Here is a 16,402-nt window from a genome sequence, read left to right as displayed (position 1 = left end):
AAAGATTAATGGGTACTTACCGGTGCGGTGTCGATTTTAATTCTTAACAGAGAATAAGGTTTCTGGCGCATATCTTTACCCTGATGGAAACCGGGTTGGCGGTGCAACTGGTTTACCGTGAAGTAGAGATAACCATCATGCCCAACAGAGAGCGTATCCGGCCAGAGAATTTGCGGGCCATGGGCGATGGTTTGCCAGGTGCCGTGTTTATCCATTTTACGGATGGCGTTGCGTTCATAATCGCCCGCATAAACCGCCCCGTTGGCGTCACTTTCAAGACCATCTGACGCGCCTTTTTCACCCAGATCCTGAACTGCTGCGGATAATTGCGCCTCAGTAATGCTCGGATCGCGCAGTAATTCTGTTGAAATGGCAAACAGATGTCGCCCTGACAGCGGGCAGTAGTACAGCGTTTTGCCATCCGGGGAAAGGGCGATACCATCCGAGGCGACGCTAAACGGCGCGGTAGTGCCATCTGCATGACGCTGAAGTAGCGTTTCGCCTTCGACGACTGGCACAAAACCTTTTTCCGGAGAGGTGGAACGATCGCCCGTCAAGCGACGCACGGCCTTACCGGAATCCAGATCCACGACAATGATGCCACCGATACCGGATAACGAAGAGTCGGTGATATAGGCGACACCCGCTTTCCCGACCCGATAATCAAACCGCACATCATTGATATAGGTCGCGGGCAGGATGACATCCGAATGCAGCACAAGCGTTTTAACGATTTTGTTGCTCTGTAAATCAATCGCGACAAGTTTCGCGCCCCCGTCGACCGGTTTTGAAAAGCCGGGCGCAGCCGTGTCCAGCACCCACAGTTTTCCCTGACCATCAGCGACAACGCTCTGCACACTTAAAAAGCGTTCGCCGGGGCGTGCGTTATCCGCTTTGTTCACGGTGGCATCCGGGTAAGGAACCGCTGTGCCGTTTTTAATTTCAGCGACAGTAAAGGGGACGTCGTCTCCCCAGCGCGGGAAGTTCACAAAGATTCGCCCTGTTTCGGTAACGGTGACGCCGGTTGGCATCGCGCCGCTAAAGGTCGCCACCACTTCGGGATGGCCGATGGCGCGATCGGCGGGCAATTGCGCCAGAGAGACCGCTGCCGGAACCGATGCGGCAAATGTCGTTAAGGGGGCAGCAACCGAGGCGAAACTGATTGCCAGTGCGATTAGGGTTTTACGCGTTTTAACGTTCATAATTTCCTGCCTGAATAGAATCAATGGTGACATTACGGGCTGAAGAGTAGGGCGTGACGGCAGGGAGAAAAAGCCGTTGAAATGAACAGGACTTACATGCGAAAAGCGAAAATACCCGAATAATGGCCCGGGAAATGAATATTGCCCGGCGATTTATCCCAGACGATGTCAATAAAAGAACGACATTTCGTGACATAAAATCTTTAAAACTAGACAGTTGTCGACTTTTTATCTTAAAGTTTTGTGTTCTCAGCCGGACAAAATTAGTATCCGGTTGCTAAATGGTTAAATAATATTTTGCCTTATGTAAATGACTGACCCGTCTGATAAAGGGCCAGCGTGCATGATGGCGCTTGCAAGCAAGACAACACACCTCTTTTGGGAGAATCTATGCGTTCCTCTGTGAATAACACTGAAAGCCGAACTTTCTTCGGTCATCCTTATCCGCTTGGCTCACTCTTCTTTACGGAGATGTGGGAGCGTTTCTCGTTTTACGGTATTCGTCCGCTGCTGATTCTGTTTATGGCGGCAACCGTTTATGACGGCGGGATGGGGCTGGCGCGTGAAAACGCCTCGGCGATTGTGGGGATTTTTGCCGGTACCATGTACCTGGCGGCATTGCCGGGCGGCTGGCTGGCGGATAACTGGCTTGGCCAGCAAAAAGCCGTCTGGTACGGCTCGATTCTGATTGCGCTGGGCCACCTCTCCATTGCGCTATCGGCGTTTATGGGCGACAACCTGTTCTTTATCGGCCTGATGTTTATCGTGCTGGGTTCCGGTCTGTTCAAAACCTGTATCTCGGTCATGGTCGGTACCCTCTATAAAAAGGGCGATGCACGCCGTGACGGTGGTTTCTCGCTGTTCTACATGGGCATCAACATGGGCTCGTTTATCGCGCCGCTGATCTCCGGCTGGCTGATTAAATCGCATGGCTGGCACTGGGGCTTTGGTATCGGGGGCATCGGGATGCTGGTGGCGCTGATCATCTTCCGCGTCTTTGCGGTTCCGTCGATGAAACGCTATGACAGCGAAGTCGGCCTGGATTCCACCTGGAATAGCCCGGTGGCGAAGAAAAACGGCGTCGGAGCGTGGCTGCTGGCGCTGGCGGTCGGCGTGGCGATTATCATCACCCTGATTGCACAGGGCGTGATAGTGATCAATCCGGTCGCGGTCGCCAGCGTGCTGGTGTACATCATTGCGGCATCGGTTGCGCTCTACTTTATCTATCTGTTTGTCTTTGCGGGGCTGAATCGTAAAGAGCGCGCGCGCCTGCTGGTGTGCTTTATCCTGCTGGTTTCTGCCGCGTTCTTCTGGTCTGCCTTTGAGCAGAAACCGACCTCATTCAACCTGTTTGCCAACGACTACACCAACCGCATGATCGGCGATTTTGAAATTCCGGCGGTATGGTTCCAGTCTATCAACGCATTGTTCATCATCCTACTGGCTCCGGTATTTAGCTGGGCGTGGCCGATGCTGGCGCGCAAAAACATCCGTCCGGGCAGTATCACTAAGTTTGTGATTGGTATTCTGTGTGCGGCAGCGGGCTTTGGCCTGATGATGCTGGCGGCACAGAACGTGCTGAGCAACGGCGGGGCGGGCGTATCGCCGTTCTGGCTGGTGGGCAGTATCCTGATGCTGACCCTGGGTGAGCTGTGTCTGAGCCCGATTGGCCTGGCAACCATGACCCTTCTGGCCCCGGAAAGAATGCGCGGCCAGATGATGGGGCTGTGGTTCTGCGCCAGTGCGCTGGGCAACCTCGCGGCGGGCCTGATTGGTGGTCACGTGAAGGCCGACCAACTCGATATGCTGCCAGACCTCTTCGCGCGCTGCTCTATCGCGCTGCTGATTTGTGCGGCGGTTCTGATGGTGTTGATTGTGCCGGTACGCCGTATGCTGGCGAATGCACAGACACCGAATGACCAGAAACCGGTGACTAACGCCTGATAGTCACGCCTTTAAAATCGGCGCGCCAGCGCCGATTTTTACTTCACTGATGTTAGAAAGAAGATAACTGTTCATTTTATTCTTTTTCGCAAGGAATAATATTTTCGCAGTACAGCAGCCGATTATCCTTAGACCAGTAAAAGCGCATATTCTCATTTAAATCAACGATCCACTTAAAGACACCCGCATTCGCTAACTCTACACAATACTGCTCATACGATGTTCTTCCCGCGAAATGTCTTTTCGCCGCCACGCGTGTTAAAAACTTACTCGCATTTGCGTTAATTTTGATAATACCCCGGCTACTCTTTACCGCCACATAATTATCGGATGTGGTGATGACCTTGACGTTCCCCGTAGCGACAAAATAGATGTAATAAGAAACATTATTGCGCTGGAGCTCTGTAAAAAAAGAAAGGAAATCCGACTTGCATCTGACCTGCTCGAAGTGCGATTTGAGCATTACCCTAAATTCCATTTTGCCCCTGCTAAGCACGTGATCTTAAGTGTTATTGAAGTGTTGTTAGTTGTGAAATAATTTACATGCCAACTAATTAGAATTCTCATAGTTAGCGTTTCGCATCTTAAGTGTAATTTAAGAAAGCTAATAGCATTTCATTTGTTACGGAATATTGCTATGGAGCCAGTAATGACGAGACCTGGCGGCAAACGCTGACAGAGCAAGATTACGCAATACTTATGATTTTCTGCGCAAGTGAAGATTTTTGTTCGTAACTTTTTTTCGTTGTGATTCGAAAGAGTGAAGAAGGGTATTCATTCTCATTGCTAATCATTTATTGGTTGATATTTGATCGCTTTTGGCAATTTGTGCGGTGAGCAATTGTTGTGAAAAAAGAGATTTTAGGTGTGCAAATCTTATATGCATATTTAAATTTCTGAAGGTGAATTGTTGCAGGGGCGGTAGCTGGCGCGGTGCGCGTTTTTTAAATGGCGCAAAGGTGAGAGTTTTTACGCAAAATAGTTTTGTCATGTTATTAACTCAATGTTTGCTTCTTTGTGGCTATGTTGACAGTTTTTTTTGGTGATGTGAAACTGGGCCGTCACTTTTATTAACAGGTAAAGTAGAAAGCCACTTCTGAGGGGGCGGTTTTATATTGACCTGGAATGAAAATATTATCTGAATGGAATAATCCTTAACGCTCAAACTTTCTTATTATCTCATTTTGATCTGGCTAATTAGCAGGGTGAATAAGGAAAAAGAGTGAATGTTTTGTACTGAGAAATAACGCTTTTTTAGCGTTTACGGCCTCTGCTCGCCTGTAAAAAGTGCAGCGGGCTTCCGGCATTGCCTGTGAAAACAAGGAGTAATAATAGTGAATAGGATTTACCGTGTTGTCTGGAACTGCACTTTACGTGTTTATCAGGTTTGCTCGGAGCATACTCGCCGGCTGGGTAAAACTGTGTCTGTTCAGCAAGCCGTAACGGTTTCACCAGGCGATGCTGCGCTGAGCATTAAATCTCTTTGCCGTCTGTCACTGTGGATCATGCTGGCGCTATCCGGCTCCGCCCAGGCTGTGGTGCTCACTATCGATAATGGTGATAGTCAAACCTATAACAATGCACTGACGGTTGAGCGCGTTATTGTCGGAAATACGAGCACCGGGACAATGACCATTAACGATAATGGTGCCCTGACCAGTATAACGGGCTCTTCAACGATTGGGGCAAATACCAATGCAGTCGGCACTGCGAACGTAACCGGAACAGGTATCTGGGAACTGGGGCAGAGTGAGTTTTCAATTGGTAATCGGGGTACCGGAACGTTGAATATCCTTAACGGCGGCACTGTAAGCGCAGGTCGAACTATCCTGGCATATCGTGACGGAGGGAATGGAACCTTAAACGTCGAAGGAAAGGGCGCCCAACTTAATACCGAAGCGATGATTATTGGTTGGCAAGGCAACGCCATGATGAATATTCGTAATGAGGGAAATATAACCTCGGCGCAGAATGTCATTATTGCGTCTGAGGCTGACGTCACTGCGCTGGTAACGGTGACGGATAGCGGTAGCTGGAATCTGATTAACGATACAAATCAGTCACAAAGCCTGAATATTGGTTATAACGGTACAGCGAATTTGGATATTCATTCAAACGGCAGCGTTACATCAGGTGTGATGACACTTGGCAGCTTTGAGAGTGGCAAGGGTACAGCTACCGTGACGGGGAGCGGTTCCGTACTCACGACCGCCTCCCTGCGGGTCAGTGATTATGGCGAGGGTGAACTCTCCATCTCTGACTCCGGCATTGTCTACAGTAACGGCAACAGCACCATTGCACAAAGAGCAACGGGAACGGGCACCGTGACGGTATCCACCGGCGGCGAGTGGGAGGTGCTTAATAACCAGCAGTTATTGGTGGGCCAATCGGGTTCCGGCACGCTCAACATTAACAGCGCAGGGAAGGTCATCGCGGGAAACGCCTTCATTGGCTCGCGTGCCGGCGCGCAGGGCATCGTAACCGTTGACGGCGAGGAATCGAAAATGACCACCGCCGAGCTGGTTGTTGCCGATTCTGGAACAGGCAACCTGTCGATTTCCAACCTTGCCGTAGTGCAGAGCACCAGCGCAAGTGCGGTTGGGCTAAATGGTGACTCTGTCGGCGTGGTCGATGTCAGCGATAACGGTCACTGGAGTCTGGCAGATGCTGGCGGCAGTGCACAAATGCTGACCGTTGGCACTGGCGGAAGCGGTACGCTAAACATTGCCAGCGGGGGGAAAGTGGATGCCGGAGAGGTCTCGCTGGCGCGTTGGGAAATGGCCACGGGTGACGTGAATGTCAGCGGCGAAGGTTCCCAACTGAATACCGCTGAAATCATGATCGCTGAGAGAGGAGCGGGAACCCTGAATATCAGCGACGCTGCTGAAGTGAACACGTCCTCGAGGGCCACCATTGGCGATGTAGAGGAGAGTGTCGGCGTGGTGAACGTGGGCACCAAAGGCCAATGGAAGATTGTCTCGGCGGGTAACAGCCCGCAAACCCTGATGATAGGTGAGTGGGGGAACGGCACGCTCAATATTGCGAGCGAAGGCACGGTTACCGCAGGCGCTACCACCGTGGGAGTAAATAACACCGGAGTCGGCCGCGTGAATGTGGACGGCGTCGGTTCACTGCTGCAAGGCACTACCCTTGAGATCGGCGCATACGGTGATGGCGCCGTGACGCTCAGCAATGAGGGAACGCTGGCGTTGACGAATGGAAGCGTCTTACTGGGTTTGGCTGAAGGGAGTACCGGCTCGCTCAACATCGGCGCGGCGCACGAGGATATCGCGGCGGTCGCCGGACATCTCACCGGTACCGACAGCGTTGAGTTTGGTGACGGCAACGGTTCGCTGGTCTTTAACCACACCGATGATTCTGCGACGGGCTATCTCTTTAATCCGTTGATCGCAGGGGAAAATGGCGCGGTTATTCAGGACGCGGGTCACACCGTCCTTACCGCCGAAAATAGCTACGGCGGGCGCACGCAGGTGAATGGCGGCACGCTAACCGTGGCATCGCACTCTACAACCGGTAATACCGGGCTGGGCAGCAGCGCGGTGAATATTGCCGACGCGGGCTCGCTCTCGGTGATGGGCGCCAGTGAAGCGACCGGCGACTACACCCTGAGCAACGCGCTTACCGGCAGCGGCCTGCTGCAGGTTGACCTTGCCAGTGCGGATAACGCCTTTAACTTCGCTGATACCACCGGCAGTGCGTATACCGGGACAGCAGAGCTTAAAAACAGCACCTTCGATCTTTCCGGCGACAATACTCTGGCGCTGACGCAGGCGACGCTGAAGCTGGACGCGGGCAATACCACTACTGTCGGCGATGGCGTACAACAGATTGGCGGTCTGCATCTTAACGGCGGCAAACTGATTTTCAACACCCAAATACCCGCAAGTACACAGGCGCATGGCGCGATTCAAACCGGTATGCTGACGGCGGATACGGGAACGGTGCAGGTCACGGTGGCGAACCCGTGGAACGATCCGGGCGCGGCTAACCCGGACACAACACTGAATCTGCTGGAGCAGGATGATACGAATGTGAGCGTGCAACTGGTGCAGGCACAGGACGTGACCGGCTCGGGCGGTGCGCTGACGCTGACCGACCAAAGCGGTAACGCGGTGGTGGAAAATGAACGCATCGCCATTGCGCAAAACGGTACCGTAGTGGCGGATGGGAAGTATGGCTTTCGCCTGACCACCGCGCCGGGCGATGGACTGTACATCAACTACGGCCTGCAAGCGCTGGATATTCATGCCGGGCAGACGCTGATACTGGCGGAGCGCGTTGGGGCGCAGGGGGCGGCGGCGGATATGTCGGCGGCTATCTCCGGTGAGGGGAATCTCGGCATTAACACGGCTGGTCTGGTGTCGCTGTCGAACGCCGGTAACAGTTACAGTGGCGAAACGCAGGTGCAGGCGGGTACGCTGCGCACCGATGCGGACGGCGCGCTGGGTAACACGTCAGCGCTGTTGATCCGTGATGGCGCCACCGCCGACCTGAACGGCACCACGCAGACGGCGGGCCAACTCTCCGCAGACGCGGGCTCCACGCTGGCGCTCAACGGCGGCAGCCTGACGCTTCAGAACGGCGGCGCCAGCCTGGGCAGCCTGACCGGGGCGGGTAATCTCGGCGTGGCGGGCGGCGTGCTGACGATTGACGGGGTAAACGCAGGGCTGAGCGCCACCACCACCATCGAAAGCGCAGCGGAAGTGGTGCTGAACAATGCACAGGGCGCGGGCAGCGGTAACGTGGTTAATGACGGAGCCCTGACGCTGAATGGCGTCACCGGGGAACTGCTCAACAGCCTGAGCGGCGCGGGCATTGTTGACGTGGCGCAGGCATCGGATGTCGCCGTGACTGGCGATAACCCGAGTTTCAGTGGGCAGTTCACTATCAATACGGACAGCGCTATGACGGTCACGGAAGCGGCGAACCTCGGCACAGCCAGCGTGAAGAACGACGGCCTGCTGACGGTGGCTACCAACAGCGACTGGACGTTGAGTCCTGCGGTTAGCGGCAGCGGCGACTTGAACAAACAGGGCAGCGGCACGCTGACATTAACGGCGGATTCGGCGGAGTATACCGGCAACACGGACATCACCGGCGGAGAGCTGGCGCTCGGCGCGGATGCCGCCCACGCCGTGGCGATGGCGAGCCAGCAGGTGAATATTCACAGCGGGGCGATGCTCTCAGGCTTTGGTCGCACGGCGGGGGATATGGATGTTCGTCAGGGCGGCACGCTGGCCGTGGCGAATACCACGGTGGGCGGTAACCTGAATAACAGCGGCACGGTGCTGATGAACCAGCCGGGCGTTCAGCCGGGTAATCAACTGATGGTCAACGGCAACTACACGGGAAATAACGGCCTGATAGCCTTCAACACCGAGCTGGGCGATGACCAGTCGGCCACCGATAAACTGACGGTGACGGGCGACACTTCAGGAAATACCCGCGTGCAGGTGAATAACGTTGGCGGCCTTGGGGCGCAGACGACCAACGGTATTGAACTGGTGAGCGTAGGCGGTAACTCGGCGGGTAACTTCGCCCTGACCACCGGCACGGTGGAAGCGGGCGCGTGGGTTTATAGCCTGGCGAAAGGGCAGGGCGATAACGCCGCGAACTGGTATCTGACCAGTAAGTGGAGCGGTGTCACGCCGGCGCAGCCGCCCGTCGTTGACCCGACCGGGCCATCGGTGTTGCGCCCGGAAGCGGGGAGCTACATCAGTAACCTGGCGACGGCCAACAGTTTCTTCACGCACCGTCTGCACGACCGTCTGGGCGAGCCGCAGTACACGGAGGGGCTGCATGACGAGGACAGCTTCGCGGGAAGCCTGTGGATGCGTCACGTCGGCGGGCATGAGCGTTCACAGGCGGGTGATGGTCAACTGAAAACGCAGAGCAACCGCTATGTGTTACAGGTGGGGGGCGAAGTGGCGCAGTGGAGCGCCAGCGGGCAGGACCGTTTCCATCTGGGCGTGATGGGCGGCTACGCCAACGCGCACAGTCACACCCGCAGCGACCGGGCGGGCTATGACTCAGACGGACGCATCAGCGGCTATAGCGTCGGGGTGTACGGCACATGGTACCAGAACGAGGCCGACCGCAGCGGGGCATATGTGGATAGCTGGCTGCTGTACAGCGGGTTCGATAACAGCGTGGAAGCAGACAACCGTGAGCGCGACGACTACCAGTCGAAGGGGCTGACGGCCTCGCTGGAAGCGGGCTATACGCTGAAAGCGAGCGAGTTCAGCGGCAGCGCGGGTACGCTGAACAGTTGGTACGTACAGCCGCAGGCGCAGGTGACGTGGATGGGGGTGAAGGATGATGCGCATACTCGTCATGACGGCACGCGCATCCGCAGTGAGGGCGACGGTAATGTGCAGACGCGTCTGGGCCTGAAGACCTTCCTCAACAGCCATAACACGCTGGATGAAGGTAAAGGCCGTGAGTTCCAGCCGTATGTGGAGGCAAACTGGATTTACAACAGTGAAACCTACGGCGTGCGGATGGACGGGGTACGCGTCAGCCGCGACGGCTCGCGCAATCTGGGCGAAGTGCGCACGGGTGTGGAAGGCAAGCTGAGTCAAAACCTGAGCGTGTGGGGCAACGTGGGCGTGCAAATGGGCGATAAGGGCTATAGCGACACCCAGGGGATGCTGGGGGTGAAATACGGCTGGTAAGGCCGGAAACACAGAAGCCTGATGCGCTTCGCTTATCAGGCCTACAGATTTTTGCAGTTTATTGAATTTGCATGATTTTGTAGGCCGGATAAGACATTTACGCCGCATCCGGCAAGCGCAGCGCCCCCGGCAATGTCACCGGGCTAAAAACACCTGCGGCGCATCGCATTCAGGATGCGTCCGCACCTGCACTTCCGCGCCGTACCAGCGCGCCAGCGTCTCCGCCTGTATCACCGCATCAGGCGCACCCTGTGCAACTACCATGCCCTCATACAGCAACACAATCTTGTCGGCCCACAGCGCGGCCAGATTTAAATCATGCAGCACCACGCACACGTGGAGTGCTCCTTGCCGGGTCAGCCGTTTCAACAAACGCAGCAGATGCTGTTGATGGTACAGATCCAGCGCCGAGGTAGGCTCATCTAAAAATAACCAGCCGCGTGGTGAACCCTCACACCATAGCTGCGCCAGCGCTCGTGCCAGCTGGACGCGCTGCTGCTCTCCGCCGGACAGTGACGCATAACGTCGACCCGCCAGCGGTAGACACTCGGTGAGCTGCATCACCTGCTGAATCACGGCGTTTTCCGGCTGTTGCGTCCATGGCATGCGCCCCATACCAATTACCGCTTCAACCGGCCAATCGAAGCCCATCTGCGTCTGCTGAAGCATCACCGCGCGCAGGCGAGAAAGCGTGTTGGCCTCCCAGCTCTCCAGCGTTTTACCCGCCAGCCAGCGTTCGCCGCCGGCGGGCGCAAGATAACCGGTCAGTAAGCGCAGCAGCGTCGATTTTCCCGCTCCGTTAGGGCCGATGAGCGTCAACAGTTCACCACGTTCAAGGCTGAGTGACACATCGCGGATAATCAGCCGATTCGCCACGCGGTAATGCAGATTTTTCACGCTCAGTGATTCAGCCATGTTGCCCTCCGCGACGGAAAATCAGCCATAAAAACCACGGTGCGCCGAGAATGCTGGTCAGCAGGCCGACCGGCATTTCCGCCGGGGCGACCAGCGTGCGGGCAAAGGTATCGGCTATCAGCAAGAGTAGCGCGCCCGCGAGAACTGAACCGGGAATAACGGCACGATGATCGGCCCCCAGCCACATGCGGATTAAATGCGGCACCACTAGACCAATAAAGCCGATCACACCGCTCACCGCTACGGCGGCGGCAACCAGCAAGGCACTGCATACCAGCAACAGCCGTTGAACCGATTGCACATCCACGCCGAGATAGTGTGCCTCTTCTTCGCCGAGCTGGAGCAGATTCAGTGCCGCAGACAGACGCCAGATAACAAATACGGTGGGTACCATCAGCGAAGCGACGGCCAGCAGTGTTGACCACTGCGCCTGACCGAGACTGCCCATGCCCCACAGGGAGAGCTGACGTAGCTGAGCGTCATTACTCACCCACGACAAAACGCCCACCGCAGCACCGCACAGGGCATTGATGGCGATACCGACTAACAGCAGTCGCGAAAGCGAACTGTCATGCTGGCGGCTCAGCAGAAAAATCACCACCGTCGCTGCCAGTGCGCCAAAGAAAGCAGCCAGCATCGGTGCGTAAAGTATGATAAGCGGCGGCAGCGTCAGCGGTAATACCACCCATAATGCCACCGCCAGTGCCGCGCCGCTGCTGATCCCAAGCAGGCCGGGGTCGGCCAGCGGATTGCGAAACAACCCCTGCATCACGCAACCGGCCAGCGCCAGCGAGCCGCCAACAACCAGCGCCAGCAATACGCGCGGCAGGCGGATGGTGAACCAGATTTGCCGCAGCGTTTCATCACTGTGATTCCACAGCAGGCTAAGCGGCAGGCGCAACGCGCCAAAACCGCTTGCCGCCAGCGTCCCCACCGCCAGCATCAGCGCCAGCATAATGAGGGAGAGGGTGATTCGCCGTGACATCAGGGCAGCGACTCCGCTTTGGTACGCAACTGCTGAATTGCCTGTGGCGTACGCACGCTAAATCCGAGCAGCGCCATATCATCTATCGCCAGAACCTGTTTGTGCTTCCCGGCAGGCGTTTGCGCAAGCCCTGGTAACTTCCACAGATTCGCTTCGCCGCCAATCGCCGCTAACCCGTCGGCGGGGATCACCACCAGATCGGCCTGGCTTGCGATCACGCCTTCCTGAGACAGCGGCTGATAGCGGGCAAAACCCTGCATCGCATTCTGCAACCCGGCAGCGCGAATGGCCGCATCTGCCGCCGTTTGCTGTCCGGCGGCCATCGCGTTCATGCCGCCGTGGTTGAGAATGAACAGCACTTTTTTGTCGAGCGGCGTGTCCGGCAGTGCGGCAATGGCCTGACGCACGCTGTTGCGCAGCGTTTCGCCTTCCGCTTCACGGTGTGTGGCTTTGGCGATGACCTGCACTTTCTCAGCAATCACGCTGAGATCGTTACGGCTCGGCACACTAATCACCTGCACATTGTTCTGCTCAAGCTGTTTGAGCACCAGCGACGGTTGCGCCTGCTGGCTGGCGAGCACCTGCGTTGGGCGCATCGCCAGAATGCCTTCGGCATTGAGCTGGCGAAGATAACCCACATCCGGCAGTTTGGCCGCCTCCGGCGGCCACTGGCTGGTGCTGTCACGCGCGACGAGCGAAGACTGCGCCCCGAGCGCGTAAACAACCTCGGTCACGTCGCCGCCCAGGGCGACCGTCTTCTCCTGCACAGCCGCCAGTGCCGCTACGGGCAAGGCGAACAGCAGGGCGAGCCATTTTTTCATGCTGCCAGCCCTTCCGCCGTGAGTGCATCAATCTGTTTGCGCCACTGTGCCTGTTCCGGCTGGCCTTCGGTGCGCTGACCGTAAAGCTGGGCGATTTGCGTGCCGTCGTGGGCGAAAATTTCCAGGCTGGTCACGTGACCGTCAGCGGTCGGTTTGCGGGTGACCCAGCTTTCGGCAATATGATCTTCCAGCAGATGCAGCGTGAATGCCGGGTTGAAAATGTTTAGCCAGCCTTTCATTGGCACCACTTTTTCCACCACGCCGGTGAAGATCTGCACGCAGCCACGGTTGCCGACGAAGACCATGATTTCATTAGCGTCCTGACGCGCGTTATCCAGAATTTGCGCCAGTGCGCTGTTAGGCACTTTGCAGGCGAGGTCGTCACCGACCAGCGAAAATGCTTGCTGACGCGTCAGGTTGTGGCGCTTCAGCAAAGTGAAGAATTGATGCACATCGGTCATCGCACGCCATTCGCTATCAACGGTTGCGGCGTCGGCGTGGTTTTCGCTGGCGGCCTCTTCTGCGGGTTTCAGCCCCAGGGTTGCATTGTCGCTAATGATAAAGCGCGCCAGTACATCGGCCCACGCGGTCATGTCGGTGCGCTCGGTGGCGTAGACTTTCAGCAGCGCATCGCCCTGATGGTCAAAGAACTGAATGCTCTGACGTTCGCCGCGCGCGGTCATCTCTTTGATGTGGAAAACGCTGGCCCACTGGTGCAGGAACAGGCGCAGGTCAAGGGCGCGCGGGTTGAGGATCAGCCCCGCATGGCCGCTCAGGTGTTGGTTGATAAATTCGCCAACCTGCTCGTGTACCGCATATTCGTTACGGCAGATGCACTTGGTTTCGCCAACAGCTTCCAGTGCGGCAAGAATGTCGCGCATGTCGCTGGCAAGACGCTCCGCGTCATGGCCCACGCGGGCAAAGGTTAACTCTGCCTCGCTGATATTCATTAATGCTGCGATGTCACGCGCGTACTTACCCGGATTTTGTTCTTTTAGCTCAAGCCAGCGTGTGTAGTGATTCATTGTCTCTTCCTTCCGATGAAGCCCCGGCGACGCGGGGCGATGCCGTTACCACTGATAACTTACGAAAATTTTCCCGTTGCGCCCGTCCTGCGGAATGCCCTGCGGTGACCAGTACTCTTTATCGAAGGCGTTGCCCAGCACCAGCGTGGTGGTGACGCCTTTCAGTTCTTGCTGGCCTTCATAGCTGACGTAGAAGTCGTTAACCGCGTAGCCTGGCTGCTTGCTGTAGCTGCTGCTGACGTGGGTGGAGCGATCCGCGAACGTCCCAATCCAGCCGACCGAGAAGCCACTGTGCGCCACCGGAATATTCAGCTTACTGGTGACGGTATCCGGGTTAATGCTGGAGATATACTCCCCGGTGTCGGTGTCTTTCCCGCGCGTGCGGTTGTAGGCCACGTCGAGGCTGAACAGATCCGCGCTATATTTGGTCATCACGTCCCAGCCCCAGATTTTGGCGTTTGGCACGTTATAGGACATGGTCGTTGCCGCGGCGAAATCGACTGCGGTGGAGATGTAATCCTTCGCTTTGGTATCAAAGTAGCTGGCTTTGAATTCGAGGGAATCGTTGGCCAGCATCAGGTCGTCGAAGCGCAAACCAAATCCGTATTCCTGCGTTTCGTTCGTTTCCGGGCGCAGATTCGGGTTCGGTACCCAGTAGTTAGTGTAGAAGCTACCGATGGAGAAGTGCTTCGAGTCGTTGTACATCTCGCCCATCGTTGGCGCGCGGAAGGCCTGCGCGTAGGAGCCGAACAGCATCAGCCAGTCGGTCGGGTTGACGGTCATGCCTGCGCGGGAAGACCATTTATCGGCATCCACATCGTCGTAACCGTCGCTGCTACCGCGATAGTTGTCGTAACGCGTGCCGCCAAGCAGGGTTATGGGCAAGTCGCGAAGGGTGATTTCGTCCTGAATCCAGCCAGAGCTGAAATCGATTTTCGCTTCCGGGAAGCCAGTGGTGACGCCGCCGGGTTCCTGCTCCTGGCGATAGTATTCACCGCCGTAGGTCAGCAGGTGAGAGGCGAAGGCATCGCTAAACAGACGGCTGCGGTTTTCCACTTTTCCGCCTTTGGTGGTCTGCTTGCGGAATTCGCCGGTGTTATCGATGTTTTGCGCGTTGATACGTGCTTCCGACCAGTAGATTCTGGCGTCGGCGTTCAGCCAGTCATTGCCCTGCGGCGCGAGTTTATAGGTGAGTTGTGCATCGCGCTGAATGGTTGAGCGATCAACCATCGGGTTGCTGCTGGTGGAGGCTTCGATGGTCTGTGGGTTTTTAGGTTCCTGTGCCTTATTGTTGTAGTAGCGGAATGCGCCGCCCAACGTCTGAGCATCGTCAATTTTCCAGCTTCCTTTCGCCAGCATGTTATTGATCGACTCATCGTTTGGCGCCGTTGATCCATCGCCCTGACGCAGATCGCCACGATCGCGGCTCGACCACGACACGATGCCGTCAAGCGTATCCGTGCGGCCAAAGGCGCTTGCGCCCATGCCGATGCTGTGATCGCCCGTCGCCCCGGTGCCAAAGACGCGGTATCCGCTGCTCTGGCCATCAGGCAGCAGATCTTTCGCATCTACCGTGTCGTAGGAGATCACTCCGCCCAGCGCGCCGCTGCCGTACAGCAGCGCTGACGGGCCGCGTACGACTTCAATACGCTTGATCAACGCCGGGTCAAGAAAGGTGCTATTGAGGTGACCCGTATCGGTGCCCTGGCGCACGCCATCCACCAGAATCAGCACGCCGCGGCGATCGTAGCCGCGCATATTGACGTCCTGACCGTTGGTACGGCCTGTGCCGTCGAGCGTAATGCCCGGCACGGTGCGCAGCAGGTCAGCGGCGGAACTGGCGGTTTGATTTTCAGGTTCAGCGGTATCGATGACGCTAACCATCATCGGCGCTTCAAATGCGCTGCGGACGTTACCGGTGGCGGTCACGGTCATGGTATCAGCGGCAAAGGCGGTGACGGGCAGAATACCGGCGATGGTCAGGGCCAACAGCGTCGGACGCTGCGGGGCAGATTGCAGGCGTAGCATAACAACTCTCCATGAGGAAAATGAAAAATTGCTGGCTGCCTGGGAGTCACCTGGGTGGCTGGCGAAAGGGATGATTTATTTAGTCAGGATCAATTTGCCGGATTGTGTCTGGCGAAGCTGATAGTGTTGGCCATTGTGCTCTATCAATACCGACCCCTCGTCGCCGAGCAACGCTTTACTGTTAATAAGGCGTTTCCCGTGCGAAGGATAGGGCGAAGCGCTGGGCTTTGTCCGACCTTCTGCTGTGTTATTCATACCAGGCACGCTCCGTTATGAAAATGATAACTAAGTCGATAACGAGAAGCATTATCAATATGTATTGATTTGTATCAAGCTTTTTTTTACGGAAAAGAGATATTGGGAGGGGGAATGTGCGCATAGATGCCCTCACCCCGGCCCTCTCCCACAGGGAGAGGGAGAAAACCAGCGCAGTACTCAACACCGTGCACAATCAGTCCCCTCTCCCTTGAGGGAGAGGGTTAGGGTGAGGGGGAAATGTGCGCACCGATGACCTCACCCCGGCCCTCTCCCACAGGGAGAGGGAGAAAACCAGCGCAGAACTCAACACCGTGCACAATCGATCCCCTCTCCCTTGAGGGAGAGGGTTAGGGTGAGGGGGGAATGTGCGCGCTGATGCCCTCACCCCGGCCCTCTCCCACAGGGAGAGGGAGAAAACCGGCGCAGAACTCAACACCGTGCACAATCAATCCCCTCTCCCTTAAGGGAGAGGGTTAGGGTGAGGGGGGAATGTGCGCGCTGATGCCCTCACCCCGGCCCTCTCCCACAG

At 56.5% G+C, this 16,402-nt stretch carries 10 protein-coding genes; 2 read left to right on the top strand and 8 right to left on the bottom strand.

What is annotated here, in order from left to right; all coding sequences use genetic code 11:
- Window positions 1-5 precede the first annotated feature (5 nt).
- The gene (locus DBY68_RS07595) at window positions 6-1,202 is read right to left on the bottom strand and encodes an L-dopachrome tautomerase-related protein (protein WP_108474740.1); all 1,197 of its coding nucleotides are present in this window, start codon (window positions 1,200-1,202) and stop codon (window positions 6-8) included.
- A gap of 390 nt (window positions 1,203-1,592) precedes the next feature.
- Between DBY68_RS07595 and DBY68_RS07590 the strand changes: the two genes are divergently transcribed.
- Window positions 1,593-3,146: a peptide MFS transporter gene (locus DBY68_RS07590; protein ID WP_108474741.1), complete on the top strand. Its 1,554-nt coding sequence runs from the start codon at window positions 1,593-1,595 to the stop codon at window positions 3,144-3,146.
- Between the two features lie 76 nt (window positions 3,147-3,222).
- On the opposite strand, the gene DBY68_RS07585 is transcribed toward DBY68_RS07590, so the two are convergent.
- On the bottom strand, window positions 3,223-3,624 hold the full coding sequence (locus DBY68_RS07585; protein ID WP_108474742.1) for a DUF1398 family protein: 402 nt from the start codon (window positions 3,622-3,624) through the stop codon (window positions 3,223-3,225).
- A gap of 856 nt (window positions 3,625-4,480) precedes the next feature.
- Here DBY68_RS07585 and DBY68_RS07580 point away from each other — a divergent pair.
- Window positions 4,481-9,841 carry an autotransporter outer membrane beta-barrel domain-containing protein gene (locus tag DBY68_RS07580; RefSeq protein ID WP_108474743.1) on the top strand — a complete coding sequence of 1,787 codons (5,361 nt, stop codon included), beginning with the start codon at window positions 4,481-4,483 and terminating at the stop codon, window positions 9,839-9,841.
- A 135-nt stretch (window positions 9,842-9,976) separates the two neighbouring features.
- On the opposite strand, the gene DBY68_RS07575 is transcribed toward DBY68_RS07580, so the two are convergent.
- The 6 genes from DBY68_RS07575 to hemP all read right to left on the bottom strand — a co-directional run bounded on the left by DBY68_RS07575 (window position 9,977) and on the right by hemP (window position 15,870).
- Window positions 9,977-10,756, bottom strand: a complete 780-nt coding sequence (locus DBY68_RS07575) for a heme ABC transporter ATP-binding protein (protein ID WP_108474744.1) — start codon at window positions 10,754-10,756, stop codon at window positions 9,977-9,979.
- Window positions 10,749-11,741, bottom strand: a complete 993-nt coding sequence (locus tag DBY68_RS07570; RefSeq protein WP_108474745.1) for an iron ABC transporter permease — start codon at window positions 11,739-11,741, stop codon at window positions 10,749-10,751. The genes DBY68_RS07575 and DBY68_RS07570 overlap by 8 nt, the downstream gene beginning before the upstream one ends.
- The gene (locus DBY68_RS07565) at window positions 11,741-12,562 is read right to left on the bottom strand and encodes a hemin ABC transporter substrate-binding protein (protein ID WP_108474746.1); all 822 of its coding nucleotides are present in this window, start codon (window positions 12,560-12,562) and stop codon (window positions 11,741-11,743) included. Before DBY68_RS07565 ends, DBY68_RS07570 begins: the two co-directional genes overlap by 1 nt.
- Window positions 12,559-13,587 (bottom strand): hematinate-forming heme oxygenase ChuS, encoded by a 1,029-nt coding sequence (chuS, locus tag DBY68_RS07560; protein ID WP_108474747.1) that lies wholly within the window; start codon window positions 13,585-13,587, stop codon window positions 12,559-12,561. Before chuS ends, DBY68_RS07565 begins: the two co-directional genes overlap by 4 nt.
- 45 nt (window positions 13,588-13,632) lie before the next feature.
- Window positions 13,633-15,615, bottom strand: a complete 1,983-nt coding sequence (locus DBY68_RS07555) for a TonB-dependent hemoglobin/transferrin/lactoferrin family receptor (RefSeq protein WP_108474748.1) — start codon at window positions 15,613-15,615, stop codon at window positions 13,633-13,635.
- Between the two features lie 75 nt (window positions 15,616-15,690).
- The gene (hemP, locus tag DBY68_RS07550; RefSeq protein ID WP_108474749.1) at window positions 15,691-15,870 is read right to left on the bottom strand and encodes a hemin uptake protein HemP; all 180 of its coding nucleotides are present in this window, start codon (window positions 15,868-15,870) and stop codon (window positions 15,691-15,693) included.
- Window positions 15,871-16,402 lie beyond the last annotated feature (532 nt).

It is taken from the genome of Pseudocitrobacter sp. RIT415 (genome assembly GCF_003057695.2).
Lineage (GTDB): Bacteria > Pseudomonadota > Gammaproteobacteria > Enterobacterales > Enterobacteriaceae > Pseudocitrobacter > Pseudocitrobacter faecalis.
Note: the sequence above shows the minus strand (reverse complement) of the source record. Positions and strands in the feature narration are given on the sequence as shown.